Below are 24,924 nucleotides of genomic sequence, written 5' to 3'. Positions count from 1 at the left end.
TTGTCGTTTGATTTTGCGGTAAAATGTTTATATCTTGCGGTTATCTTGAAAGGGCGGGAGAACGGATGGTTCAGGCAAAAAGATGGTTCGAATACGAGTACCGCAGAACGTCGAGAGACTACTTCCGCGAGGTGTTCCATGCTCACTCCCAGATGGAGCTTACGTATGTCCATGAGGGCCGCGGGCTGCTCATTATTGACGGGGTATCCTATTCGATTGAGCCTAATGTGCTGCTTGTGTTTCCGCCGTTCCAGATGCACCGCATTCAGATTCAGGTGACGGAGAAGGAGCCATTTATCCGCAGCGTGCTGCTGTTCGAGCCGGCGGTGCTGCACGGTTATCTGAACGATTTTCCAAGTTTAAAAAGCTTCTTCCAACGGCTGATGCTGCAGCAGGCGAATGTCCATCCGGTGAATGCAATGCCGGAGAACGAGCCGTTTGCGGCTTTGCTCAGGCAGTTCAGCGTAACGATGGGCGGCAAGAGAGAGGCGGATTTCGAGGAAAACATGGGCGTCTTTCTGCTCAGCCTTGTGCATCAGCTGAAGCAAAGCCCGGAAGGCGAATCCGCTTTTCTCAAGAAGCATAACCATCATGTAGAAGAAATCATCGGATGGATTGAGGAGCATTACACGGAGCCGTTCCGGCTGGAGGAGCTGGCGGGCGAGCTTCATTTGTCGCCATATCATGTTGCCCATCTGTTCAAGGAATCGACCGGCACAACCATTGTCGCTTATACCCAAGCCACCCGAATCCGGCATGCCTGCTCGCTGCTTCGCAAGACAACGCTGCCTTTATCGGAAGTCGGTTATCGGGTAGGGATCGCGAATCCTTCGTATTTCAGCAAAATTTTCCGCCAGATCATGGGCGTCGCGCCGCTCACGTATAGACAGCATCTGATCAAATAAGGATGAGGTGAAGGGATGATTCTTTTTCAAAGCAAAGAGATTGGTCTCCGTACATTGGAGCTTGAAGACGCGGGGCTGCTGGTCCGCTGGCTCAGCGATCCGGTGGTGCTGGAATATTACGAGGGCAGGGACAGGCCGCTTGACGCCGAGCAGGTCCGGAAGCATTTTTACGAGGAACGGGAAGAGATTATTCCTTGCATTATTCAATATAACGGCAACGACATCGGCTATCTTCAATTCTACGAGATTCAGGAAGAGGAAAGGGACATTTACGGATTCCCGGAGGACGAGGGCGCAGTTTACGGCATGGACCAATTTATCGGCGAGTACCGTTATTGGAACAAGGGGATTGGCACGGAGCTGATCAGAGAAACGGTGCGTTATTTGATCAAGGAGCGGGGAGCGCGGAGGATCGCCATGGATCCGCAGGCCTGGAATGCAAGAGCGTTAAGAGTGTATGAGAAGAGCGGTTTCAAGAAAACGAAGCTGCTGGAGAAGCATGAGTGGCATGAGGGAGAATACCGGGATTGCTGGCTGATCGTATACGACGCCGACGCGGCAGATGCTTAAGGCGTCATGCCGCCCATACCACATACCATCCATATCGCCAATAAGGCCCATATGCATTTCCTTTCAATAGTCCAAAATGCGCAAACGGTTGCTCAAATTTTTAATGCTCCTGTCGAAAAGTAAATTTCTTCTAACCCCCATTGACTGTAAAGCGTTTTCATAATAGGATGAAGATAATTCTTACAAGCTTATAAATGCCTAATTTAAGGGCAATGCTTTCCGGTTTAAGAACAAAACCGGAACAACCCCGCTATCTCTTCTAACCCAAGGGATAGCTTTTTTTATCTGAATATAAGCAAGTATAGGGTTTTTTCTATCCTGTATGCTTATATTTCGTTCGCGAAACGTCCGCTGCGATCTCCAAGGATCGTGCAGCCGTGTAGACTTGGAAGGAAAGGAGCTTTTTGCGTCTTGTTGTGCAATCGTTTGCTCAATCATTAAACCGGGGAGGATTTCGTGCATATGATAAAGCATGTAAGGAGCGGAAAACAGATAAGAATATGGTCGCTGCTGCTGGCGGTCATGATGGTTATTCAGGTGGTGGGGCTGGTGCCCAAGCAGGTTCAAGCAAGCGCTGCCAGCGAAACGTATTCGGAGGCTGGCGCGATTCATTTCGTTTTGCCGAAATCGTCGGTCAGCATAACGGCCAAAGGCGATTTCAACAGCTGGGGCGATCCGGCCGTAACGCTGACCGATGAGGACGGGGACGGTACTTACACGGCTGAAGTAACGGGGGATGCGCCTAGCAAGGCTTATGGCTACAAGTTCTTAGTGAACGGCAACTGGCTGGATAATCCGAATCTGAACGTTTCTTCGGACGAGAACAGCAAGATTCATCTAAGCTATACGCCGCATTTCAAGGTGGCGGGAAGCTTTGATACGAATGCTTTTGCCGATCAGCATGAGATGGTGCTGAGTGAAGGCAATTATACGTTTGCGGCTGAATCGCTGGCGGACGGGACTTATACGTATAAATTTATTTCGGAGGCCGAGGGCCTTCCAAGCATTTGGTTCCAGGATCCTACGAATCCGGAAACGTCGAACGGAAACAGCAAAATCCTCGTTGGCGAACCAACGCCGGATGCTCCGACTGCGGACGTATTCGTCAACCAACCGGGCGGCAGCAGCAAATGGGTGGTCGTCGGCTCCTTCCAAGGGTGGAATAACGCTTCGGCCGATACGCTCATGAGCCATCTCGTTGGCGAATTTTATGCCTACTCAACCGTGCTGGACCCGGGCCATTACGAGTTCAAGCTGGTCCGTCAGGGAACTTGGGACGGCTATTCGGATAACGGCAATAACTTCGCTTTTGACCTGGCGGCTCAGTCGAAGGTGAATTTTTACGTCAATGACGAGCTTGGTCAGGTCCGGATCAGCGTGCCGGGAGCAAGCGGCATTCCGCAATATACGCCGGTTCTTGGCGCGGCAGAATGGCCGCGGCTTGTCGGCGATATTCAGACGCAATTCGGGGAAGACGCTTGGGCGCCTGATCAGGCGAAGCAGCTGTTTGTCGATTACAACTTCGACGGATCGGTCTATAAGCTGCAGCGCGCGCTGCCGGCAGGCCGTTACGAGATGAAGGTTGTGCAGGGCGACAATTGGTCGGCCAATAATTACGGTACGGGCAATGACAATTTTATTTTGACGACACTGGATCCAGCCGATGTTACGTTCAGCACCGTGCTTGCGGAGCGGACGATCGTGACGAATTACAAGCCGGCGGACAGCCAGTTTGACGGGATGATCAAGCGCGACAAGCTGCTCTTCGATTCCCGGTCGGTTACTTACAAGAAGCCGTTTGGCGCGATAAAAGAAGGCGTCGAGGACGTGACGCTCCGCATGGCGACGGAAGCGGGCGATGCGCAGGTGGTCCGCGTGGAGCTGAGCAATCCCGAAGGGCTTGCTTCGGCATTTGATATGCATAAGGCGACTACATTTGACGACAAGGATTACTGGGAGGTTACGATCCCGGGCTCGACTTTCAAGGGCATCGGGGTATGGGGCTACAAATTTATCCTGATCGACGGAACGGCGAAGGTGGAATACGGTGACGACGGTTCGCGCGGCGGTACCGGCACTACGGCGGACGAAGGCGTGCTGCCTTACGATCTGACCGTTTACGATAAGGATTTCACGACGCCGGATTGGATGAAAAATGCCGTTGTGTATCAGATCTTCCCTGACCGCTTCTATGACGGCAACAAGGAGAACAACCGGGCGAAGACGGAAGACGGCTACCGCGGTCCCGCAGAAGGGGATAACGCAACGGCCGGCGTGACTTCGAAGGGCGGTTATCAGCTGCAATATTTTGACGGCGGAGTGGCCAATGATCCAACGCCGGATCAGGTGGAAGGAACATGGTCGACCCCGCCGGAAAATCCGGACCGGATATCGCCGGAGCAGAAGCCTTATTTCCCGGATGCGAAATCCGATGGCGTATGGACTAACGAGTTTTACGGCGGCGATATCCAAGGGGCTTCGCAGAAGCTTGACTACCTGAAGTCGATCGGCGTAAACGTCATCTACTTCAACCCGGTGGCCTGGGCCGGCTCGAATCATAAGTACGATGCGACGGACTACGAGCATTTAGATCCGATGTTTGGCGAGCCGGTATACAATACGCCTGGCGATCCAACCTCCGGGCTCAATTACGAAGCGACAAGGGCAGCTTCCGACCGCATTTTTACCGAGTTTGCGAAAAAGGCCCATGAGATGGGAATCAAGCTGATTGTTGACGGCGTGTTTAACCATGTCGGCGACGACTCGATTTATTTTGACCGCTATGAGAAGTATCCGGAAATCGGTGCTTACGAGTTCTGGGCGAAGGTATACGACATGGTGAATGACGAGGGCTTGGCGCTTGATGCAGCGAAACAGCAGGTCATTGACTCCTTTACCGCTCAGATCAACCCGGCTACGGGCAAGCATTACGCGTATCCGGAGGATTTTGATTTTACAACCTGGTTTACGGTATCCAATGAAAAAGTAGACGGCCATTACAAATACGAAGGCTGGTGGGGCTACGATTCCTTGCCTGTCATTGATGCGCCGACGCCTGCCGCCGGCGATACGGAAGGCCTTCCGGGCAATCATGAATGGAACGTAAAGGGCTACCGCGATCTCGTAATCGGCCATAATCTGTCGGGCAAAACGGATGAAGAAGCTTCCGCCATGATGCAGAAGGCGAACTCGCAGCGCTGGGGCTGGCTGGGGGCTAACGGGTGGCGGCTCGACGTAGCGCCGGACGTATCCGCTGGCACTTGGCAAAAGTTCCGCGAAGCGGTGAAGTCGACGGAAGGCCGCAAGGACAGTAACGGCGAGACGATTCCGGAACCGGTCATTCTTGGCGAGGAGTGGGGCGTAGCAACGCGGTTCCTGCTTGGGGACCAGTTCGATTCGGTGATGAACTACCGCTTCCGCGGCGCGCTGCAAAGCTTTATTCTGAGCGGCAACGCCCAGCAGTTCAACGATGCGCTGGAGTCAATCCGGGAGGATTACCCGGCCGAGGCTTGGGAAGTGATGCTCAACCTTGTCGACTCGCACGATACGATCCGGTCGATTACGAAATACGATAAGCCGGAGTGGGAAGAGGAGCATTTGGCGATTGCGCCGGAGGCTTCGGACAAAGCGCTTCAAATGCAGGCGCTGACGGCGATTTTCCAAATGGGTTATCCGGGCGCGCCAACGATTTATTACGGGGATGAGGTAGGTCTTGCCGGTACAAAGGATCCCGACTCCCGCCGCGCCTTCCCTTGGGAGCGCGTATCGGAATCCGGTGGAGAGTATACCGGGGTTGGGAAATATGCGTCTTTGTTCAATACGTATAAGAAGGCAGGCACCGTGCGCGACAACAATGAAGTGTTCCGCACCGGAGAGCTGAAGACGGCTTACAATACGGGCGATGTCATTGCCTATGCACGGAAAACGGGCAGCCAAGGCGGCCTTGTTGTCGTGAACCGGGGCTCCTCGGATGTGAGTATTCAGGCGGATGTGGCAGGCTTCCTGCCGGAAGGCCTGACGCTTGAGGATCAGCTTGGCAGCGAAGCGGTAGCAACGGTTACGGGCGGTAAAGTATCTTTGACCGTAAAAGCGATGACTGGTCTTATGATGACGTCGACCTCCGAGCTCGTTCAAGTTCCGCAAGTAACGAATGTGCATGCGGCTGGCGGCAATGGGCAAGTGGATTTAACATGGGATGCGGTAGCCGGTGCTTCCGGTTATAACGTATACCGCGCGGCGATTGAAGGCGGGCAGCTGCAGCTGGCCGGAGAGCCGTCGGATGCAAGCTGGACCGATACCCATGTCGTGAACGGCAAGAAATATTACTACACGGTGACAGCCGTGACGGAAGCCGGGGAAAGCCCGCTCAGCGAGTATGGCTCGGCAACGCCGTCGTTCCCGGTCAGCAGCGTTGAAGTGACAAAGCAATCGCAGGAAGTAACGCTTGGCGTTGGCCATAAGACTTCCGACATTGAAGTAACGATTGCTATCCCTGGTCTGACGGACAACGCGGCTCTTGCCGGCAAAGAAGCGCCAAACGTCATTGGACGTCTTGCATTCTATAAAGACGACGCGGGCAAAGCGACGGCCGAAGATACGAAGCTTCGCTATAAGTCCGATACGGAAGACGGCAGGAAAGTATACTGGGCCGCATTCGAACCGACGGAAGCCGGCACGTACCTTTATTTTGCAAGGGTATCCACGGATAACGGCGAGTCGTATGCCGAATCGGCTGAGGAAGCGGTGCCGGTTCAGGCGGACGGCTCGGATACGGAAGCTCCGAAGGCTCCCGTGCTTGCGGAGATTGCGGTGGAGTCCAACCGCGTTCTGCTGAACTGGACGGAGGATGCCGAAGAAACAACGGTTGATCATTACGAGATTTTCCGCAAGACCGCGGATTCCGGATTTGTGAAGATTGCTTCGGCTGCCAAAACAGCCGTGTCCTACGCGGACTTTACGGTCAGCAACGACAAGGCTTATACGTACAAAGTGGCTGCGGTAGACAGCGCGTATAACCGGGCGTTCTCGGGCGAGCAATCGGTAACGCCAAAGCTTGTTATGGTCGATGTAAAGCTCCGCGTTCATTTGCCTAGCTATACGCCGGTTCAGGACGATATTTACTTGGCGGGCGATCTGAACGGCTGGAATTCGGCGGGCAACAAGCTGACCGTGCCAAGCGGCGCCACAACTCGCGATGTAGTCGAATACAGCTTCAAAATGATGGCGGGCAAGTCGATTCAGTACAAATATACCCGCGGCACCTGGGCGACGGAGGCCTTCACCTCGCATGCCCGCCTGGCAAGCGATACCGTGGATGCCGGCAACTATGCTTACTCCTCGACGGATACGAATATGAGGCTGACGATCAAGAACCAGGGCGGCAATACGATGGTCGTCGACGATTACGTCCTGCGTTGGGTTGATATGCCTATGATCTTGACAATGCCGCGTATCTCTTACGGCGAGAATATTTCGTATGATACGGATGAAGAGTCGTTTACGCTGCGTGCCAATGTGCCGTATGGCGTGGACTTTACGATTAACGATCAGCCGTTGGCGGACGGAGCGATGGATGCTTACGGCAGCGTGTATGCACCAAATCTTCCGCTTCAACCGGGTGAGAACCGCTTTGTGCTTCACATTGAGCCAAGCGCGGATACGCTGGCACAGGAATGGTACACGGATAAGGGCCGCGCTTCGCAAGCGACCAAAACGATCGAGCTTGTCATTACAAGAGACGGCGGCGATAGCGGTAACGGCAACGGCAATGGAAACGGCAGCGGAAGCAGCGGCGGCGGAGTGACGCCGGGCAGCTCTTCGGTGACGGTAACCGAGCAGCAGCTGAAGGATGCGGTGAAGCAAGCCGGCGACAGCAAAGTGACCGTTGCGGTTGACGGGAAAACGGAAGTGCTCCTGCCGGCGGGGGCTGCTGAGCTGTTGGGCGGCAAGCCGCTGGAGCTGAAGCAGGGAGATTTGACGCTGCTTATTCCAAGCGCGATGCTGCAAGAGCTGGCGAAGAAAGCGGGTGGCTCTGCGTTGAGCGCTGCTTCGCATATTGTCCTGCTGCTTAAGCCGCTTGATGCTGCGGCGGAGCAGGATTTGCTGAACAAGGCTGCTGCGGCAGATGGTACGGAGTTAAACCCGGCTTCCGCCGTAGTTGAGTTCCGCCTAGCGCTAGTGGACGGCAATGGCAAGGAATCGGCCGTGTTAAGCAAGTTTGACGAGCCGCTTAAGCTGGCGTTTAAGCTGGATAGCGAAGCTAATAAGAAGCTGACCGGTATTTATTACGTAGCGGATAACGGCAAGCTGGAATATGTCGGCGGAACGTTAAATGAAGACGGTACAATGACGGCAGAGATTCAGCACTTCTCCACATACGCGGCATTGGAATACTCGAAATCATTCGGGGATGTACCTTTGACGCATTGGGCTTGGGGGATGATCAGGGTGCTGGCATCCAAGCATGTTGTAACAGGCGTAACGGCTGACCGGTTTGACCCGGAACGCAGCGTGACCCGTGCCGAATTTGCCGCGCTGCTTGTTCGGGCAATGAGCCTGAAGGCTGCCAAGCCAGCCGGATTCGCGGATGCAGCAGCCGGCAGCTGGTATGCCGACAGCGTTGCAGCGGCGGCAGAAGCGGGCATTATCAAAGGGCGTACCGCTACAACCTTTGCGCCAAACGCCGTCGTTACGCGCGAAGAGATGGCCGTTATGCTCTTGCGCGCGTACGAAGTAAAGAGCGGCAAGAAACTGGAAGGCGGCGCGGAAGGCAATGCCTTCACCGATTCCGCCGCTATCCATGACTGGGCGAAGACGTCCGTTGAGGCAGCCGTTAAGCTTGGCTTCATCAATGGCAAGGGCCAAGGCCAATTCGACCCGCAAGGCTACACTACCCGCGCCGAAAGCGCGAAGGTGATCTACAAGCTGCTAGGCTTGTAGAAGACGGAAAAGCGAACAGGCGAAAAAGCTGTCCTCTTGCGGGGCAGCTTTTTTGCGTCTTGCAGGCGAATAAGAGGAAAAAACCGAGTTGCGGCAGATCCGTATGCAAGGTGCTATCTCACATACGGATTTTTCCGGATCATCTGTACCAAGTTCGTCGCCGAGGCGGGGAGCGGCTCGTTTCTGCGGGTACAGATGGCGATGGTGTTCTTGAGGTGGATTCCCTCGACATAGACGCGGGCGAGCTCGCCGCGTTCGACGTAGTCGCGGACGACGAGGGAGGAGACAAAGTTGGCACCGTAGCCTGCGATTACGGCAGTAATCGCTTCGTGCAGTCCGTTAAATTGCAGGGAGATGGTCGGAACGGCCGAATTGTAGGTGCGGCATAGGGACAGCAGACGTTCCCTTGTGGAGCTGCCTTCCTCGCGCATGACAAACGGCTCCTTCATCATCTCAGGCAGCGTGACCTGCTGATTGGCATACGGGTGGCCGGGCGCGACAACAAACCATAATTCATCCTGGAATAGCTCTTCCGTCTGAATCGTGTCCGGATAATGCTCGGCCATTCCGCCAAATATGGCGATATCCGCTTCGACGTTCAGGAGCTGCCGTAAGGCCCCGCTGGAGTTGGTTGTCGTGATATTCATCTCGACCTGCTCGAATTGCTGCTTGAACTTGGCGATCCAGGCGGGGATAAGGAAATGGGCAGGCAAATAGGTAGCCGCAAGCCGGATGCTGCCGATAGTGCCGCTGCGGTAGCTCATGGCAAATTGCTCGATCTGATGCTCCACGGCAAATAGTCTTTTTGCGAGCACGGCAAGCTCCTCGCCGGCATCGGTTAACGCGATTCCTCTGCCTTGAGGCTTGAAGAGCGTAAGCATCAGCTCTTTCTCGAACTTCTTGATCTGGGCCGTAATCGCTGGCTGGCTGATGTTCAGCAGCTCCGATGCGCGGGTTACGCTCCCCGCTGCGGCAATCGCATGAAACAAACGCAAGGCATGCAAATTCAAAACGTGGCCCCTCCCAATTAATTATATATAAAATTTATAAGTCGAAGAAAAACATATATTATTCTTATCATTATAACTCGCTTACTATGGAAGCAGAAAGTCATCTTAAAGCGAGGAGAAGTGATTGACAATGAGTACATTGCACACTTGGGAAAAAGTTGATGCCTACCTGACGGAGCGCCTCATCCAGCAGGATTCTATCCTGGATCGGGTGCTGGCGAACAACAAACAAGCCGATCTGCCTGCCATCGATGTGGCGCCGAATCAAGGGAAGCTGCTCAACCTTTATGCGAGGATGATTGGCGCGGAGCGGATATTGGAGATTGGAACGCTTGGCGGCTACAGTACGATCTGGATGGCAAGAGCGCTGCCGGAGCACGGGAAGCTAATCACATTGGAGCTGGATCCCCATCATGCGTCGGTCGCCGGTCATAATATCGCATTAGCCGGACTTAGCCAAAAAGTAGAGATAAGAGTCGGAGAAGCGCTGGAGCAATTGGAAAAGCTGGAGGAGGAAGGGACGGCGGCTTTTGATCTCATCTTTATCGATGCCGACAAGCCCAATAATCCCCATTATCTTCAATGGGCGCTGCGCTTCTCCCGTCCCGGCACGGTTATCCTTGCCGACAATATCGTTCGGAAGGGTGAGGTAACGAACAGACACAGCACGGATCCGCGGGTGCAAGGCGTGCGTAAATTCATCGATCTGCTGGCCGAAGAACCGCGTATAACAGCAACGGCTGTCCAGACGGTTGGAGTCAAGGGCTATGACGGCTTTGCGATGGGAATCGTTAAGAGCTAATTAACCTGGCCCAACTTGGATGTGCCTCTCTCTTTCGGCTACAATAGAAGAAACGAAATCGAAGGAGCGGATGCAGAGTGGATCACTTCCGAGCTTTAGTAGCGGATCACATGGGGGAGGAAGCCCCAAAGCTAGCGATTAAAAATCTGACAACCGCCGACCTGCCTGAAGGCGAAGTAACCGTTCGGGTCGCTTACTCCAGCGTGAACTATAAAGACGGGATGGTTGGGATATGGGGCCGAATGATCCAAAGCTATCCGCATATTCCGGGCATTGACCTCTCGGGCTTCGTAACCGAATCGACGGATCCGCGCTATAAACCGGGGGATGAGGTCATCGTAACGAGCTATGGTCTTGGCGTTACGCATCACGGCGGATACAGCGAGCTGGCACGGGTTCCCGCTAGCTGGGTTGTGCCGCTGCCGCCCGGACTAACTCTCAGGGAAGCGATGATCCTGGGAACGGCGGGCTTTACGGCGGGGTTATCCGTACAACGGCTCGAGGATAACGGTCTAACGCCGGATAAAGGCCCGGTCGTCGTTGCCGGCGCAAGCGGCGGGGTAGGCAGCGTTGCCGTCAACATCCTTGCCAAACGCGGTTACGAGGTAACGGCGAGCACCGGCAGGTTAAGCGAAGAAAACTATTTGAAGGCGCTTGGCGCCGCGCGTGTCATTCACCGGGATGAGCTGACGGAAACGGAACGCAAACCGATCCGGCGTCCGCTCTGGGCGGCTGCGGTTGATCCGGTTGGAGGGAAAACACTCTCCTACCTGCTGAGCACGCTCCAATACGGCGGATCCGTTGCCACAAGCGGATTAACTGGGGGCGTGGAGGTCGAGACCTCCGTTTATCCGTTTATCCTTAGAGGGGTGAACTGGCTTGGCATCGATTCGGTGGAATGTCCGATGGAGCTGCGCAGCCGGGTATGGGAGCGCCTCGCCACGGATCTGAAGCCAACGATGCTAAGCAACACGATCGTAAACGAAATCCAGCTGGAGCAGCTGCCGGAGGAGCTTGCCCTTATTCTGCAAGGTCAAGTGCGCGGCCGGACAATCGTAAAGCTTGGATGATAACAAAACCCGCCTGGCTAGCCGTATTAACCATAACGGCAGGCCAAGCGGTTTTTTTTGCGAAAGACAACGATTATTTCCAGTTCCGCTCGATAAACTCGTCGCGGCCGGACTGGGCGCGGTCTTCCTTGTAATGCTTCGGATTCTTCTTATGGTAATCCTGATGATAATCCTCTGCCGGATAGAACGTCTCCGCCTCCCGGATCTCCGTCACAATCGGCTTGTCGAAGCGTCCGGATAACGCCAGCGCCTGCTTGGAAGCCAGCGCGAGCTCCTTCTGCTCCTCGTTATAATAAAAGATGGCGGTACGGTATTGGCTCCCGCGGTCCTGGAATTGTCCTTCGTCATCGGTTGGATCGATCTGCGGCCAGAACAGCTCAAGCAGGCGTTCATAAGGGAATACCGCCGGATCGAATGTAATCTGGACCACCTCGAGATGTCCGGTTGTCCCTTTTTTAACCTCTTCATAAGTCGGATTGGCCAAATGGCCTCCCATATAACCGGATACGATTCCGTGAATGCCGGGAAGCTCCTCAAACGGCGTAACCATACACCAGAAGCATCCTCCGGCAAAAGCTGCATGCGTAAGCGACATTTTGCATAACCCTTTCTTTTCTTGCGTAGACTGGCCTTCTTTATTCCTAAAAGTAACTTGTCCGGCGCAAGAAGTCAATTTCGCCAGCCCCAAGCGCTAATAAGCCTCATAACCCTCCTAATACTGCCGGAAAGCGATGAGGCTTAAGACTTAAGCGATAGCTCCGTCTCTAATATATAAGACTCGGTCCGCGTACGATGCCACCGACTGGTCATGGGTGATGAGAATAATGGTGCGGCCTTCGGCATGCAGCTTGGCTAACAGTGCCATGATCTCTTTTCCCGTATGAGAATCGAGTGCACCCGTAGGTTCATCCGCCAGCAGTATCGAAGGATTTGTTGCAAGCGCTCTCGCAATCGAAACTCTTTGCTGCTGGCCCCCCGACAATTCCGCCGGCCGGTGATGCAGATGTCCGCTCAGCCCAACCGATTCGAGCGTATCGAGCACCGCTTTTTTCCTCTGATGCCCGGGAACTCCCCGGTAAATTAACGGCAGTTCTACATTGTCGTAGGCCGACAAGGTTGGGATCAGATTATAATTTTGAAAAATAAACCCGATTCGCCTGTTCCGCACATCCGCCAGTTGATTATCGTTCATTGCCGATACCCGTCTGCCCTCCAGCATATAAGTGCCGCTGTCGGCAGTGTCCAGGCAGCCCATGATATTCATGAGCGTAGATTTACCGGAGCCGGACGGCCCTTGAATAGCAACAAACTCGCCTTCCTGTACTTCCAGCGAAATATGCTGCAGGGCCGTGTAACGCTGCCCGCCCATGCGGTAATGCTTCGTAATCTGCTCCATTTGAACGATGGACATCCCGTTGAACCCTCCTCGTAAGCATTGGCTTAAGAAATGGCAAGCCATTCTTGTTTCGTAAGCGTCGACCTACTATAGAAGTTATTCAAAAAGCTTGTTCAAAATATCAGAGTGAATAAGTTTTTCCTTGTAACGCCTAAGTTCTGCGGGCATTCAGCTTGCGCAAATGGTGAATGCGGTTGTACATGGTGCGCGTCGGGAGCTTCTTGAAAGGGATAGCCTCCGGGGTTGTATTGACTTCGAGAATCCAGGGGTGCAGCTGCTGGTCCAGCGCAATGTCGAAGCCCAGCTCGTTCAAGAAGGGATACCTGGCCTTGAGCATATGCGCGCTTTCGATGCACAAGCTGTTCAGCTGCGAAGTTACCTTGCGAACAAGCTCCGCTCCGCCATGGGCAGCAATAACCGATCTAAAGGTGTATACATCCGCGCCTTGCGCCCCGTTGGTTACGGCCATGCCTTGTTGGGCAACCCGGGCAAGCATGCCGGTAATCTGCCAGCGCCCGTACTCATTCAGCTGCACTTCGACCCGAAGGTCGTAGATCCGGCCCTTGAACCTCGACAAATGAATACCGCGTTGAATGATGTACTTGGTGCCCCGGATTTTGTTCGTCAAGGAAGCGACAAGCTGCGCCCAGGTCAGGTTGCTTCTCTTTTTTGCTCCGAGCTGATAGGAATAGGTGCCGTTCTTATGCTCTACCCGCATAACTCCGTCACCATGAGAACCGGCATTTGGCTTGACATAGACCATTTGATAGAGCTGCAGCATCCTTTTCAAAGAGCTTGCGTTAAATAGGAGTGTATGGGGAACATGACTTCGGGTTGAAGCTTTTTGGTTAAGAACAATGGTTTTGGCCCATTTGTTATATACGCCTCTTCTTTTACTCATAGGGTCGCAATCTTCCTCCGTCTTTCTGACATGATAGTCTTACAGAGTTAAGATATGCTAGCCCTTTCTGCCGCGAGTGGGCTTAATGCGGGGCGATTCTCTTTTGGGGCGCATAGGATGGTAGAATGATCGACCGAAATGGAGGATGCTTCATGCCTATTTCTATGGAAAATTTGCCCTCTCTCTTCGTCAAATGGGAGGAAGTGAGACAGCTGTATCCTTGGTACAAAGAGATGACCGGGGAGTATGCAAGCTTTAATTGGGAGGAGGTTCCGCTTCTCACGCAGGAGAGATTGCTGCCCTATTACGAGAGTGATGAGAGTGCCGTTCCGCAAGATTGGAATGTCTACCGGACTTCGGGAACAAGCGGCGGTAAAAGAAAAGCGATCTATTATGACGCGAACGACGAGAATGGATACATTCAGTATAAAAAAGAGATGTTTGCGGAGCTGCTCAAAGGCTATCAGGTTTCGCGGGCATTAAGCGATATGGGGACGGGGCACGCGGAGGCAACGGCGGTGCAAATATTCGAGGAGCTCGGTCTTGCATGCGAGTCGGTTCCTTTTGGCCTGCCTGCAGCGGCACACCTGGTCCGTATTGCGGAATATCGGCCGGATGTGCTGTATACGATGCCTTCCTTGCTAGACGGAATGCTTCGGGTTGCCCCTCCGGACTTTGACTGGGGCGTGCAATGCGTCATTCTGGTCGGAGAGCCGGCACCTCCCGCGTGGCGTCAGCGTGTTGCGGAACGTCTAGGCATTACCGAGCAGGATGTCATGGACACGCTGGGCAGCATCGAGATCGGGACGATTGCTTATTACGACCGGTCGATCGGACGGTATGTCGTTATGGATGGCATTATAGCCGAGGGTGTGGAGCCTGCGGAGGCAGGCCTTTCCGATATCGAGCTTCCTGCCGGAGAGCAGCTGCTCGTGTTGACCTCGCTTGTGCGGCGGCGTTTCCCGGCGCTTCGTTTCGTCACTTACGACGTTGTTCGGGATTTAAAGGTAGAGGAGCGGAACGGCAAGCTGATTACCACTTTTGAAGCCATTGTGAAGCGGGTTGGGCCGGAATTGAAGCATGGGGAAAAAATCAGCATTTACGACATCGAAAATGCGATCTTCAAGCATGTCCGGCAAGCCGTTGTGAAGGTGCTTGTGAACGGCAATAGGCTGCAGGTCAACATTACGACTGCTGATGATTTGGATGAAGAAGCGCGAACTGCGGTTCGCGACGAGCTGCATAGCACCATTCCCGCGATTGGCGCGATGATTCGCGGCGGCCTGCTGGAACAGATGGATGTATGGTTTCATAGTGATAGTACGGACACCGCTTCGCCCGAGGGAACGGGAAAGAAGCCGATTAAGCAGAAAAAGCTGTTTGTGCAGCAGAGCAGCGAAGGAAGGGATCGTGGATGAGCGTTTACGACAATGTGGCGTCCATGATTGGCAATACCCCCATGGTGAAGCTTGGCAGGCTATTTGGGCATGCCGATTTTCAGGTATACGCGAAGCTGGAGATGCATAATCCAGGCGGAAGCGTAAAGGACCGTCCGGCAAAGGCGATGCTGGAGGCGGCGTTAAAGGATGGCCGGATTAAGCCCGGCTCCGTTATCGTGGAGTCCAGCTCGGGCAATCTGGCGGTAGGGCTTGCGCAGCTATGCAACACGATGGGCTTCAAGTTTATTTGCGTGGTGGATCCCAAAACAACGGAGGCGAATCTTCGCGTGCTCCGGGCCTACGGCGCACGAATCGATCTGGTCGAAAAGCCTGATCCGGAGACCGGAGAGTTCGTTCCGGCAAGGCTTGCGCGGGTTCGCCGCTGGTTGAAACGGCTGCCGGATGCTTTTTGGCCGAATCAGTATGGCAATAAAAATAATGCCTTGTCCCATCAACAGACGACGATGGCGGAGATGGCCGCCGATCTTCCTAAGCTGGATTATTTGTTCTGCGGCGTTAGTACCTGCGGAACGATCCGGGGCTGCGTGGACTACATCCGGGAAAACGGGCTGCAGACGAAGGTCATTGCGGTAGATGCGGAAGGCAGTATTATTTTTGGCGGGGAGAAGGGAAAGGTTACGCGTCTGCTGCCCGGACTTGGGGCTGGCATTAAGCCGGGGCTTTGTCCGGACGAAGGCATTCATGAGGTTGTTCGCGTGAACGACCGCGACTGCATCGCCGGCTGCCGGAAGCTGATTCGCATGGAGTCCATACTGGCAGGAGGCTCCTCTGGAGGCGTGATAGCGGCCGTTGAAAAATATAGTCCGTTCATCGAGCCCGGCTCAACCTGCGCGGTGCTGCTGCCGGACCGGGGAGAACGCTATTTGAATACCGTTTATGACGATACGTGGGTATCGCGGATGTTCGGCGCCGATTTTGCGTCCGGTCTTTACAAGCAAGGAGGAAACAAGGAATGATTTATTTGAACGAACGGGATATTGAAGGGATCGGCATTGACTGGCCGGCATTAGCCGGGCTTATTGGAGAGGCGGTTGCTGCTTACGCAGCCGGCGAGTGCGCGCAGCCGATCAAGCCTTATCTGAAATACGGCGATGAGAGCAACCGGATCATTGCGATGCCCGCTTTCGTCAGCCGGCCGGTGAGGGCTGCCGGGCTGAAGTGGATTGCCAGCTTTCCCGGCAATATCGAGAACGGGCTGCCTAGGGCAAACAGCGTTACGATTCTGAATGACCCGGATACGGGCATTCCCGTTGCTATGGTGCAGGGCAGCCTTATTAGCGCTATCCGGACGGCAGCGGTAAGCGGTGCTTTGCTGCGCAAGCTGGTTGCTGATCGCAAGCAGCCGCTGCGAGTAGGGCTGATTGGCATGGGGCCCATCGGGCGCATGCATGTGCATATGTTAAACGGTCTTCTTGGCGGCCGGATCAGCGGCATTTCCGTTTTTGACCGTCGGGACGTTGAAGTAAAGGAATGGCTAAAGGGAGTGCCGGCTGTTATTCCGGTCGTGAAAGCAGCTTCCTGGCAGGAGGCTTACCGCGGAGCGGACGTCGTGTTTACTTGCACGGCTGCGCCGGAGCGCTATATTGATGAACCTGCCAAGCCGGATGCGATTCTGATGCACGTCTCGCTTCGGGACTATCAATTGGAGGCATTGGCTAACGTGGGCACGATCATCGTCGACAGCTGGGAGGAGATTTGCCGGGCGGATACGGATACGGAGCGCCTGCATGTGCATGCGGGTCTGCAGGCAGATGATACGCTGACGCTGGCCGATGCGCTGACGCTTCCACCGGAGCAAATCATTCGGCCTTCGGGACCAACGTTATTTACGCCAATGGGACTTGCGATCTTTGATGTCGCCGTAGCCGCGCATTACGCCGCGGCTGCGGAGCGGCTAGGCGTAGGCTTGAGATTGGAGTAGAAGAACGAGGGCTGTTCCGGTTGGTTGGAACAGCCCTTATTTTTCCAGCTGGATATCTAATTTATTGGGCCGATCGCAAGTAGAAACGGCTGGAGTTTTCCCAAATGCCGCCCGGCTCCAGGCTGACGAGACCAATCTCATCGGCTGGCAGGTCAACGTTTGGCGCATTAACCAGGTTAAGCTGCGGCTCAGGGCAGAAGAAGCCTTTGGTAGCGTTATTGTTCCATACCATCCATTGCTTGAAGGCCGTACCCGCGTCATAGACGAGAGCAACCTGCTCGCGCGAATCCGTCAGCACCATTTGGTTGCGGCCGTTGCGCGGCTCTGCCGTATAGTGGTTGTCCATAGCTTCCCAATAAGTAGGAACGCCGGTTGTTTGAATAGCCTGCTCGCCTTCGGAAAGCGGGAGAAACTGGCCTGTAGGCAGCATACGCTCGCTCATTTCCCAGCGCTTGCCGATCGTCATCGTGAAGGAGCAGTCCTCCGGCGCGCTGTTTGGCGCGAACGGCGCATTAACCGCGGTATGGAAGGCAACCATGCAAGGCATGGCGTCTTGTCCTTCATTATGTACGGAAATATGCTGAAGAAGTCCGGTTTCGTTCAAGGCATAACGCAGACGAAGGGTAAACACATGCGGCAGGAATTCGAAGATCGGATGCTTCTCGTCTACGGACAGCTTCAGGGATACGTAGCTTTCCGTTTGGTTTACGCCGTAGTCTTCAACCGTCCACACCGCCGTATGGGCAAAGCCGTGCAGATGATTGCCTGTCTTAGGCTCGTTGATCGGGAAGGTATACGTGTTGCCGTTAAATTGGAAGCGGCCGTCTTCATAACGGTTCGGCGGGAACAATACCGGAATGCCGTGAACGCCGGGGTTTGCTTTAAACGCTTCCATTTCTTGCTCGGCTGGCTCGCGTAGAATATGATAGCCTTTGCTTGTGTCGCGGAACGCGATCAGGTTCGCGCCAACGCCAGGAAGCACGGCAGCTTCATAAGAACCCCATTGCAGCCATACCGCAGGCTCGCCTTTATATTGTTCTTCAAATGCTTTTCCTTGCGTGCTCATTGATAATGCCTCCTTATAATCAACCTTCCATTAGAATAACAGGATGAACTTGAACAGACAACCGCCGCATTCCAGTCCTGGAATGCGGCGGTTGTCCGTACAGGCAAAGCTTATGGTGTTATGCGCAGCTCGTTGTTGATCGTGCGTTGAGTGAAAAGCTGCTGCAGCACGTATTGTTTGCGCCTAGGTACCGGTACTTGCTTCGTCTCGTGGTATTCCGAGCCAAAGTATACGACGCCGCCGGCAATGGACTTGATCTTGCCGATATTAATGTAGCAATTCGTATTCACCGGATAGAAGCTGCTATTTGCGGTGAGCTGCTGGATCTGTTCGGCAGTCATTCTCTTCTTTATGTTGTAGTTTCTGCCGTGGAAGCTGACTAGACCAAGAGTACCAAGCTTGAAGTAAAGCACATCCGATTCCAGTTCGAAATCCTCGTAGACATTTCGGCCGCTCAGCGTAGTATTCATCATTCCGATTCCCCCTTAGAAATGTGAACTACTGATTTGATAGCGCTTACATTATATCACGCCTATGGATGGTTGAAAAGACATTTTTTATAAGCGTCAGAATGTTTCGTTAGAAGCATTGTGAAGACGGTTGGCATGTGCTATGTTCACTTTACTGTACTCTACTAAGAAAGGTTGTTGGGCAAATGAGCAAGAACCAGGCTTTTGCGGGCATTTTATACGTTGGCTCCTATGGAGCCGCAGCGGAACCGACGATTCGCGTATGCGCTTATGACGGCGCCGCGGGCAGGATTTCGGTCAAGCAAGAAGTGACGGAGGTTCAAAATGCATCTTATCTGGCCGTTGATTCGGCTGGCCGCCGGCTGTACGCGGTAAGCGAAACGGGGCAGACCGGCGAGGAAGCGGGAGGCTCGGTTGTATCCTTTGCGATTGATGAAGAAAGCGGAGAACTCACGGAGCTGAACCGACAGCTGACGCATGGCGCGGATCCTTGCTACATAACGGTTGATTCCGCGAATAACGCGGTTCTGGTTGCGAACTATACCGGAGGCAACGCAGCGCTGCTTCCTATTCATGAAGACGGCACGCTTGCGCCGGCATCCTCCATTGTCCGGGAGGAAGCACCGCTTGGCTCGAATACCGCGCGTCAGGAAGCTACTCATGCGCATGCCATTGTAGTAAACGGCAATTACGTTTATCTGAATGATCTTGGCACGGACCTGATCCATATCTTCCGGATTGAAGAAGGGAACAAGCTTGCGAAGCAGAGCTCCTGCAAGCTTCATTCGGGCGCCGGCCCGCGCCATATTGTTTTCCATCAAAGCTTGTCCACGGCTTATGTCATGAACGAATTGGATTCCACGGTCACCTTGCTCAATGTATCGGCGAGCGGTGAACTGACGCCCGTTCAGACCGTATCCGCTTTGCCGGAAGGCTTCTCCGGCTATAACGACGCAGCGGATATTCATCTGTCGCCCTGCGGCCGTTATTTGTACAGCTCGAACCGCGGTCATAACAGCATTGCCGTATTTGCCGTTGATCAGGCAGACGGAAGGCTGACGCTTCTGCAGAATGCTTCCTGCGAAGGGGATGCCCCGCGCAACTTCCTCGTGCTGCCGGATGGCAGCCAGCTTCTTGTCGCCAATCAGAAAACAGGCAATATCGTGTTGTTCTCCGTTGATGAAGAGACTGGTCATATTCAATCAGAAGGTACGATACTTGAAGTGCCAAGTCCGGTATGCATTCGTTTGGGTGCTGCCCGGTAAGCCTGGAATATAGAAAGAAGGAATCGGCATGTCCGTTAGCAATTCGGCGAAAATATCCCCGGCGGTCAAGCTGGGGACGGTATACTCTATTCTTTTTGCTATCAGCTCTGTCCATTTGCTTAATGATGCAATGCAATCGGTCGTTTCGGCTTTATTCCCGATTTTCGAGGATTCGCTTGGTTTGAAATTCGGCCAGATCGGCTGGATCGCTTTTACGCTTAATATGACGTCGTCGGTCCTTCAGCCTGCCGTAGGTTTATTGTCGGACAAAAAGCCCGCGCCTTGGATGCTTCCGGTGGGGATGGCGTGCAGTCTGGTCGGGATGGTCGGACTCGCTTACGCGCCAAGCTTCTGGATGCTGCTGCTTGCCGTCGTATTTGTGGGCTTTGGTTCGGCCGTCTTCCATCCGGAAGGCTCGCGCGTCGTATTCTTTGCGGCTGGCGAACGCCGCGGTCTTGCGCAATCGATCTATCAGGTGGGAGGCAACTTCGGCCAGGCGCTTGCTCCGCTGATGACGATTTATATTTTTGTCCCGCTTGGCCAACGCGGTGCGGTGCTTGGGACTTTCCTTGCGATTGCCGCCATTCTGGTGCTTCTACGGGTTGTCCCGTGGTACGGAGCGCAGCTCGCTGAGAAGGGAACGCCGGTTAAGAAAAAAGCAGCCGGTGCCGCTGCGGCAGTATCCCCATACAATAAAAAAGTTATCGCGTTTGCTTTAACGTTACTGCTTATTCTTGTTTTTGCGCGCTCGTGGTATGCGGCGGGAATCGGAAGCTTTTATAACTTCTACATGCAGGACAAATACGGATTGTCTATAAAAGCAGCCCAAGTGCCGCTCTTTATCTTTATGGCGGCAGGCGTGCTTGGGACGTTCTTCGGTGGTATACTCTCGGACCGGTTTGGAAGGAAGCGCATGATGCTGTTCTCGATTGCCGGTTCCGCGCCGTTTGCCCTGCTGCTGCCGCATGTATCGCTTGGCTGGGTGTACCCGGTTATTTTCGTGCTCGGGTTTATCCTGCAGTCCGGCTTCTCGGTCAGCGTCGTTTATGCGCAGGAGCTGCTGCCCGGCAAAGTAGGCATGGCGTCGGGCCTCATTACGGGTCTTGCCTTTGGCATGGGCGGGCTTGGCTCGATTGTGCTTGGTACGGCAGCCGACCATTATGGCATTTTGGATACGATGGTGGCCAGCAGCTTCTTGCCTTTGATCGGATTGTTATCGATTTTGCTCCCGAAGGACCGCAGAGAATAAAAGATGACAATATAATGGCTTCCACTCAAAAATCCGGGTATTGCTTAAGATGCTTACCCGTTGATAAAGTTGCCTTAACGGCGCTTGCAACCGCTCTTAACCGGCGTGTGCAGGCGCTTTTTCTGTTCTTACGCTTGTCTTCGGGAGGCATAACTTATCTTATTGGGGGAATCTGAGATGGCTGGGCGGTTGGGAGACGTAAACGGATTTGTAAAACGCGCAGGTCAGAAAATCGTAAACGGTGCTGGCGAGGAGATATTGCTGCGCGGTGTCGGATTCGGGAGCTGGCTGCTTCCTGAAGGATATATGTGGAGGTTCCCGGAAGCCGGCGACCGGCCAAGACGGATTGAGAAAATGGTACGCGAGCTGATCGGCGAGGAGAAGGCGGCATCCTTTTGGGAGATCTACTATAATACGTACATTGCCGAGGCGGATATCCGGCGTATTGCGGAGGAGGGCTTCAACTCGGTGCGTTTTCCGATCAACTGGCGATTCCTGATGGCGGAGGGCACGGACCACTATAATGAGAAGCATATGGCTCTGCTGGATCGGGCGATTGGCTGGTGCCGGGAGTATAAGCTGTACGTTGTTCTTGATTTGCATGGTGCTCCAGGCGGCCAGACCGGTGCCAACATTGACGATTCCGAGAACGATCAACCCGAGCTGTTCTTAAACGACGATTACAGGAAATTAACCATCGATATATGGCGCATGCTGGCGGAGCGTTACAAGGATGAGTGGATCGTAGCGGGATACGATCTTCTAAACGAGCCTCTGCCGGACTGGAATGCGCAATACAACGACAGACTGATGCCTTTATATAAGGAGATGGTGGCGGCGATCCGGGAGGTCGATGACCGTCACATGATTATTATAGAAGGCGCGCATTGGGCGACGGACTGGTCGGTTTTTAATGAGGTAATCGACGAGAACATGATGCTCCAGTTCCATAAGTATTGGAACAGCCCGGATACGGCAAGCATTCAGAAATTCCTGGATAAGCGCGAGGAACTGAACCTGCCGATCTATATGGGTGAAGGCGGAGAAAACAATATCGAATGGTATACGGGCGCGTTCCGTCTGTATGAGGATCATCATATCTCCTGGAACTTCTGGACTTGGAAAAAGCTCAGCACCACCAATTCGCCATGCTCGATTATAATGCCGGAAGGCTGGGACAAGCTTGTTGCTTATTTGGACGGCGGGGATAAGCCCAGCGCGGAAGCGGCGGAGCAGATCTTGTGGGCGTATCTGGAAAATCTCGCGCTTGACCGCTGCGTCTACCACCCGGAGGTTGTACGTTCGTTATTGTTCCGGACGCCAATCCGGATTCCGGCTATTTTTTACGGCTATTATGGGGAAGGCACAAGCTATGGAGTAGGCGAGCGGACTATACGGCAGCTAGGCTTCCGTGACGAGGATGGAACAGATATCCGCTTTACGGACAGTGAGCGGGAGACGGCGCATTTTCAGCATGGCGGCGGACAGTCGTGGGAACCGCAGGATTGGCTTCATGTTCGGTTGGCTCCAGGCGATTGGCTGGTGTACGAGCTGTATCTGCCTGAAGGAACGGCGTTGGAGCATGTCGTAACGGTACGAGCAAAGGCTATTGAAGGCGAAGCGGTTGCTGTCATTCGAGTGAATAACCATCTCGCGGGCATCTGCGCGTTCACAGGCACGGAATGGCAGGAGACGGCCGCAGTCGAACGCGTCACGCTGGCATCCGGCCGCTGCCGCGTAACGATCAAAGCCGAGGGCGGACCGCTTGCGGTCGAGTGGGTCAGGCTGGAACGATAATTAACGGAAACATTTGACAAAAAATGATAGATTACGCTATTATAGAAATAATTTTTGAGCGAAGCACGCCAAAAGCCTTACGGGTTTTTTGTGTGCTTTTTTTCTATCCAAAATTTCGAATACGGGGGAAGCAGGCAAGAAACAGAGGGCGTATTAGTCGCTTAAAAATCATAGGGGAGATGATAGATTGTGAGAAAAACATGGGTTTCTATTGTACTAGCCGGAGTTGTTGCGGCAGGGAGTCTGGTTGGATTAGGCGTGATGAGCAACGGGAGAAGCGCGGAAGCGGCTTCCAAGCCCTCGTTTACCGATATCGACGGGCATTGGGCGGAATCGTCCATAGAAACCGCGATGCAAGCCGGGGTACTTAATGGTTATCCGGATGGATCCTTTAAGCCGAATAATACCATTACCCGGGCGGAGCTGCTCAAGGTTATGGCCATGACCTTTAAAATCGAAGTGGCTGCTGTCGGCTCCAATTGGTATGCGCCTTATCAGACCGCGTTGTCCAAGGCGGGCATTTATTTGGATGGTGATTATCCGGGCAACCTGAACAATCCTGCCACTCGCAACGAAATGGCAAAGCTAGCGGTAAGGGGCGAGTACACGGAATACCGCGGGAAAAAGTTAAGCGCGGCGGAATTGATGTTCCGCGCGGTGAACAAAGGCATTTTATCCCGTTCCGGGACAAAGGCGGAGACGATTAACACCGAAGGCACAACAACCCGCGCGGAGGCTGCGGTGCTCGTAACAAGGCTGTTGAAGCTGGCTAACGGCGGTAAGCTGACGGTAGACCAAGGGGCGTCCAGCGCAGCGGAAATCGCTTGGCATCGGCACAATATGATTACGATGTTTAATCAGAATGATTTGGTGAAGCTGCCTTATTCGGTGGATATTAGCAAGAAGTATAACGTGACGATTGATAAGTTGATTATTCTGGACCCTGCGGATACGAAGGGGTATTATGCGGAGTATTTGAAAGGGGCAACATACAACTCTGCTGTTGCTAATGATAAGCCTTCGGATAATTATGTCTTCGCGTATAAAGTTATTGGTAAGAACTTAGTTGCTGATGGCTCTAGTCAAAATGTAGGAAATAGTTTTGCGATGTTCGCTGATGACTATACTGGTGGAAACATTGTGCTGGCCGATCGTTATATTTATAGAGATGGAAAGCTGCTTGAACGTACTGGGCTTTTTATAAATAAGACAGAGTTTGTCTTTAATGAACCTAGTAAATCAGCACATAATTACATTCTTGCATTGGTTCCTAAAAACTATGTAAATAAACAAATAAAGCAATTTGGAGGGTATCCCATTCATCTTGAAAAGTACAATGTATCATTCGGTAAACCATCACAAATTTACTTAACGGAAGTTAAAGATCAATGGTATTAAAAAAAAGTATTCCCCTTATTTTAATTGTCGTTATAGTACTAAACTTGTTTAATATCCAGTTTGTTTCTAGTGCTTCTACGGAAGTATTAAATAGGTCACAAGCCATTAATTTTAGTCAAAACTATTATTCAAGTGGAGTAATCTCAAATATATCAGTAAATATTAATATTCCCAAGGGTTATAAGGTGAAAGAAAACTCATTTCAGCTTTGGATGCAAGTAGCCGATAGTAAAGGGAATTTAACGCTAACAAAACGTACTAGTAAATTTAGCTTATCAGGTTCTAAATTAATAATCGAAACGGTTAGTGGTACCGAACTTACAGTTACTTCACTAAATTCTTTATCTACAATGTATGTGGCTGTTAACCGAAGAGCAAATGGAAAAGAGTGGATAATAGAGGGGAATGGTGTTGGACCCTATTATGTAACTCCAGATGTGGGTGATCCTTGTTGGGAAGGTAACATAACGGTTTGCCCAGGGAAATTAAAAGAAAAAGACAATCAAGGAAAACTAATTAGTGGAGAGATTAAAGCTGATGATGGAGCGATTAAATCTATTAGTAAAGGATTTGATCTTCCAGCAACATTCTTTACAAAAAATAACGAGAAAGTTTCACCTAATTTATTAAAGCCTTCATCTGCTCGGGTAACGGAAGCTAGACTAGCCCCAGGATCCAAGCACAGGATAGTAACAAAGGGCAATG

General features: G+C 53.0%; 18 protein-coding genes. 12 read left to right on the top strand and 6 right to left on the bottom strand.

The genetic code is table 11. The annotated features are described in order from the left end of the window. Positions 1-65 precede the first annotated feature (65 nt). The 3 genes from EV294_RS21610 to EV294_RS21600 all read left to right on the top strand — a co-directional run bounded on the left by EV294_RS21610 (position 66) and on the right by EV294_RS21600 (position 8,414). A complete protein-coding gene (locus EV294_RS21610) occupies positions 66-905 on the top strand; it encodes an AraC family transcriptional regulator (protein ID WP_132310591.1) in 840 nt (279 codons plus the stop codon). Between the two features lie 15 nt (positions 906-920). Next, positions 921-1,475: a GNAT family N-acetyltransferase gene (locus EV294_RS21605; RefSeq protein ID WP_132310589.1), complete on the top strand. Its 555-nt coding sequence runs from the start codon at positions 921-923 to the stop codon at positions 1,473-1,475. A 462-nt stretch (positions 1,476-1,937) separates the two neighbouring features. Continuing rightward, complete coding sequence (locus EV294_RS21600) at positions 1,938-8,414, top strand: alpha-amylase family glycosyl hydrolase (RefSeq protein WP_132310587.1); 6,477 nt, start codon at positions 1,938-1,940, stop codon at positions 8,412-8,414. 113 nt (positions 8,415-8,527) lie between these two features. On the opposite strand, the gene EV294_RS21595 is transcribed toward EV294_RS21600, so the two are convergent. Further along, positions 8,528-9,424 carry a LysR family transcriptional regulator gene (locus tag EV294_RS21595; RefSeq protein ID WP_132310585.1) on the bottom strand — a complete coding sequence of 299 codons (897 nt, stop codon included), beginning with the start codon at positions 9,422-9,424 and terminating at the stop codon, positions 8,528-8,530. A gap of 130 nt (positions 9,425-9,554) precedes the next feature. Between EV294_RS21595 and EV294_RS21590 the strand changes: the two genes are divergently transcribed. Further along, a complete protein-coding gene (locus EV294_RS21590; protein WP_132310583.1) occupies positions 9,555-10,226 on the top strand; it encodes an O-methyltransferase in 672 nt (223 codons plus the stop codon). A 77-nt stretch (positions 10,227-10,303) separates the two neighbouring features. Then, positions 10,304-11,296: an NADPH:quinone oxidoreductase family protein gene (locus EV294_RS21585; protein WP_132310581.1), complete on the top strand. Its 993-nt coding sequence runs from the start codon at positions 10,304-10,306 to the stop codon at positions 11,294-11,296. 73 nt (positions 11,297-11,369) lie between these two features. On the opposite strand, the gene msrA is transcribed toward EV294_RS21585, so the two are convergent. The 3 genes from msrA to EV294_RS21570 all read right to left on the bottom strand — a co-directional run bounded on the left by msrA (position 11,370) and on the right by EV294_RS21570 (position 13,593). Beyond that, the gene (gene msrA / locus EV294_RS21580; RefSeq protein ID WP_132310579.1) at positions 11,370-11,891 is read right to left on the bottom strand and encodes a peptide-methionine (S)-S-oxide reductase MsrA; all 522 of its coding nucleotides are present in this window, start codon (positions 11,889-11,891) and stop codon (positions 11,370-11,372) included. A 150-nt stretch (positions 11,892-12,041) separates the two neighbouring features. Continuing rightward, positions 12,042-12,707 (bottom strand): ABC transporter ATP-binding protein, encoded by a 666-nt coding sequence (locus EV294_RS21575; RefSeq protein ID WP_132310577.1) that lies wholly within the window; start codon positions 12,705-12,707, stop codon positions 12,042-12,044. Positions 12,708-12,843: 136 nt separating this feature from the next. Further along, a complete protein-coding gene (locus EV294_RS21570; RefSeq protein ID WP_132310575.1) occupies positions 12,844-13,593 on the bottom strand; it encodes a YheC/YheD family protein in 750 nt (249 codons plus the stop codon). Between the two features lie 152 nt (positions 13,594-13,745). Here EV294_RS21570 and EV294_RS21565 point away from each other — a divergent pair, with 152 nt between their 5' ends. From EV294_RS21565 to sbnB, 3 genes are read left to right on the top strand one after another with little or no spacing between them, the layout of a single operon-like run. Further along, the gene (locus EV294_RS21565; RefSeq protein ID WP_132310573.1) at positions 13,746-15,011 is read left to right on the top strand and encodes a phenylacetate--CoA ligase family protein; all 1,266 of its coding nucleotides are present in this window, start codon (positions 13,746-13,748) and stop codon (positions 15,009-15,011) included. After that, entirely contained in the window at positions 15,008-16,009 is a 1,002-nt protein-coding gene (gene sbnA, locus EV294_RS21560) for a 2,3-diaminopropionate biosynthesis protein SbnA (RefSeq protein WP_132310571.1), read from the top strand. Before EV294_RS21565 ends, sbnA begins: the two co-directional genes overlap by 4 nt. Then, entirely contained in the window at positions 16,006-16,974 is a 969-nt protein-coding gene (sbnB, locus tag EV294_RS21555) for a 2,3-diaminopropionate biosynthesis protein SbnB (protein WP_132310569.1), read from the top strand. Before sbnA ends, sbnB begins: the two co-directional genes overlap by 4 nt. Positions 16,975-17,035: 61 nt before the next feature. Here the strand turns inward: sbnB and EV294_RS21550 are convergent, their stop codons facing one another. After that, positions 17,036-18,040 (bottom strand): aldose 1-epimerase, encoded by a 1,005-nt coding sequence (locus EV294_RS21550; protein ID WP_132310567.1) that lies wholly within the window; start codon positions 18,038-18,040, stop codon positions 17,036-17,038. Positions 18,041-18,150: 110 nt separating this feature from the next. After that, positions 18,151-18,513 carry a LytTR family DNA-binding domain-containing protein gene (locus tag EV294_RS21545; protein WP_015846737.1) on the bottom strand — a complete coding sequence of 121 codons (363 nt, stop codon included), beginning with the start codon at positions 18,511-18,513 and terminating at the stop codon, positions 18,151-18,153. Positions 18,514-18,695: 182 nt separating this feature from the next. On the opposite strand from EV294_RS21545, the gene EV294_RS21540 reads away from it, so the two are divergent. The 4 genes from EV294_RS21540 (at position 18,696) to EV294_RS21525 (ending at position 24,219) form a co-directional block, all read left to right on the top strand. Further along, positions 18,696-19,775 carry a lactonase family protein gene (locus tag EV294_RS21540; RefSeq protein WP_132310565.1) on the top strand — a complete coding sequence of 360 codons (1,080 nt, stop codon included), beginning with the start codon at positions 18,696-18,698 and terminating at the stop codon, positions 19,773-19,775. Between the two features lie 28 nt (positions 19,776-19,803). Beyond that, a complete protein-coding gene (locus tag EV294_RS21535) occupies positions 19,804-21,024 on the top strand; it encodes an MFS transporter (RefSeq protein WP_132310563.1) in 1,221 nt (406 codons plus the stop codon). A 177-nt stretch (positions 21,025-21,201) separates the two neighbouring features. After that, positions 21,202-22,821: a cellulase family glycosylhydrolase gene (locus EV294_RS21530; protein ID WP_132310561.1), complete on the top strand. Its 1,620-nt coding sequence runs from the start codon at positions 21,202-21,204 to the stop codon at positions 22,819-22,821. Between the two features lie 189 nt (positions 22,822-23,010). Continuing rightward, positions 23,011-24,219, top strand: coding sequence for an S-layer homology domain-containing protein (locus EV294_RS21525; protein WP_132310559.1), 1,209 nt, complete (start codon positions 23,011-23,013; stop codon positions 24,217-24,219). The last annotated feature ends 705 nt before the right edge of the window (positions 24,220-24,924 follow it).

The sequence above is a fragment of the Paenibacillus sp. BK033 genome (assembly GCF_004345425.1).
In the GTDB taxonomy this organism is placed as follows: domain Bacteria; phylum Bacillota; class Bacilli; order Paenibacillales; family Paenibacillaceae; genus Pristimantibacillus.
The sequence above is the reverse complement of the archived record's forward strand: the minus strand, read 5'-3'. Positions and strand labels throughout refer to the sequence as shown.

What these genes read in the sequence shown, in the direction of transcription:
- EV294_RS21545 (WP_015846737.1), bottom strand. Translation starts at nt 18,513, where the DNA reads ATGATGAATACTACGCTGAGCGGCCGAAATGTCTACGAGGATTTCGAA.
- sbnA (WP_132310571.1), top strand. Translation starts at nt 15,008, where the DNA reads ATGAGCGTTTACGACAATGTGGCGTCCATGATTGGCAATACCCCCATG.
- EV294_RS21550 (WP_132310567.1), bottom strand. Translation starts at nt 18,040, where the DNA reads ATGAGCACGCAAGGAAAAGCATTTGAAGAACAATATAAAGGCGAGCCT.
- EV294_RS21605 (WP_132310589.1), top strand. Translation starts at nt 921, where the DNA reads ATGATTCTTTTTCAAAGCAAAGAGATTGGTCTCCGTACATTGGAGCTT.
- EV294_RS21600 (WP_132310587.1), top strand. Translation starts at nt 1,938, where the DNA reads ATGATAAAGCATGTAAGGAGCGGAAAACAGATAAGAATATGGTCGCTG.
- EV294_RS21565 (WP_132310573.1), top strand. Translation starts at nt 13,746, where the DNA reads ATGCCTATTTCTATGGAAAATTTGCCCTCTCTCTTCGTCAAATGGGAG.
- EV294_RS21610 (WP_132310591.1), top strand. Translation starts at nt 66, where the DNA reads ATGGTTCAGGCAAAAAGATGGTTCGAATACGAGTACCGCAGAACGTCG.
- EV294_RS21575 (WP_132310577.1), bottom strand. Translation starts at nt 12,707, where the DNA reads ATGTCCATCGTTCAAATGGAGCAGATTACGAAGCATTACCGCATGGGC.
- EV294_RS21590 (WP_132310583.1), top strand. Translation starts at nt 9,555, where the DNA reads ATGAGTACATTGCACACTTGGGAAAAAGTTGATGCCTACCTGACGGAG.
- EV294_RS21540 (WP_132310565.1), top strand. Translation starts at nt 18,696, where the DNA reads ATGAGCAAGAACCAGGCTTTTGCGGGCATTTTATACGTTGGCTCCTAT.
- EV294_RS21570 (WP_132310575.1), bottom strand. Translation starts at nt 13,593, where the DNA reads ATGAGTAAAAGAAGAGGCGTATATAACAAATGGGCCAAAACCATTGTT.
- EV294_RS21535 (WP_132310563.1), top strand. Translation starts at nt 19,804, where the DNA reads ATGTCCGTTAGCAATTCGGCGAAAATATCCCCGGCGGTCAAGCTGGGG.
- msrA (WP_132310579.1), bottom strand. Translation starts at nt 11,891, where the DNA reads ATGTCGCTTACGCATGCAGCTTTTGCCGGAGGATGCTTCTGGTGTATG.
- sbnB (WP_132310569.1), top strand. Translation starts at nt 16,006, where the DNA reads ATGATTTATTTGAACGAACGGGATATTGAAGGGATCGGCATTGACTGG.
- EV294_RS21530 (WP_132310561.1), top strand. Translation starts at nt 21,202, where the DNA reads ATGGCTGGGCGGTTGGGAGACGTAAACGGATTTGTAAAACGCGCAGGT.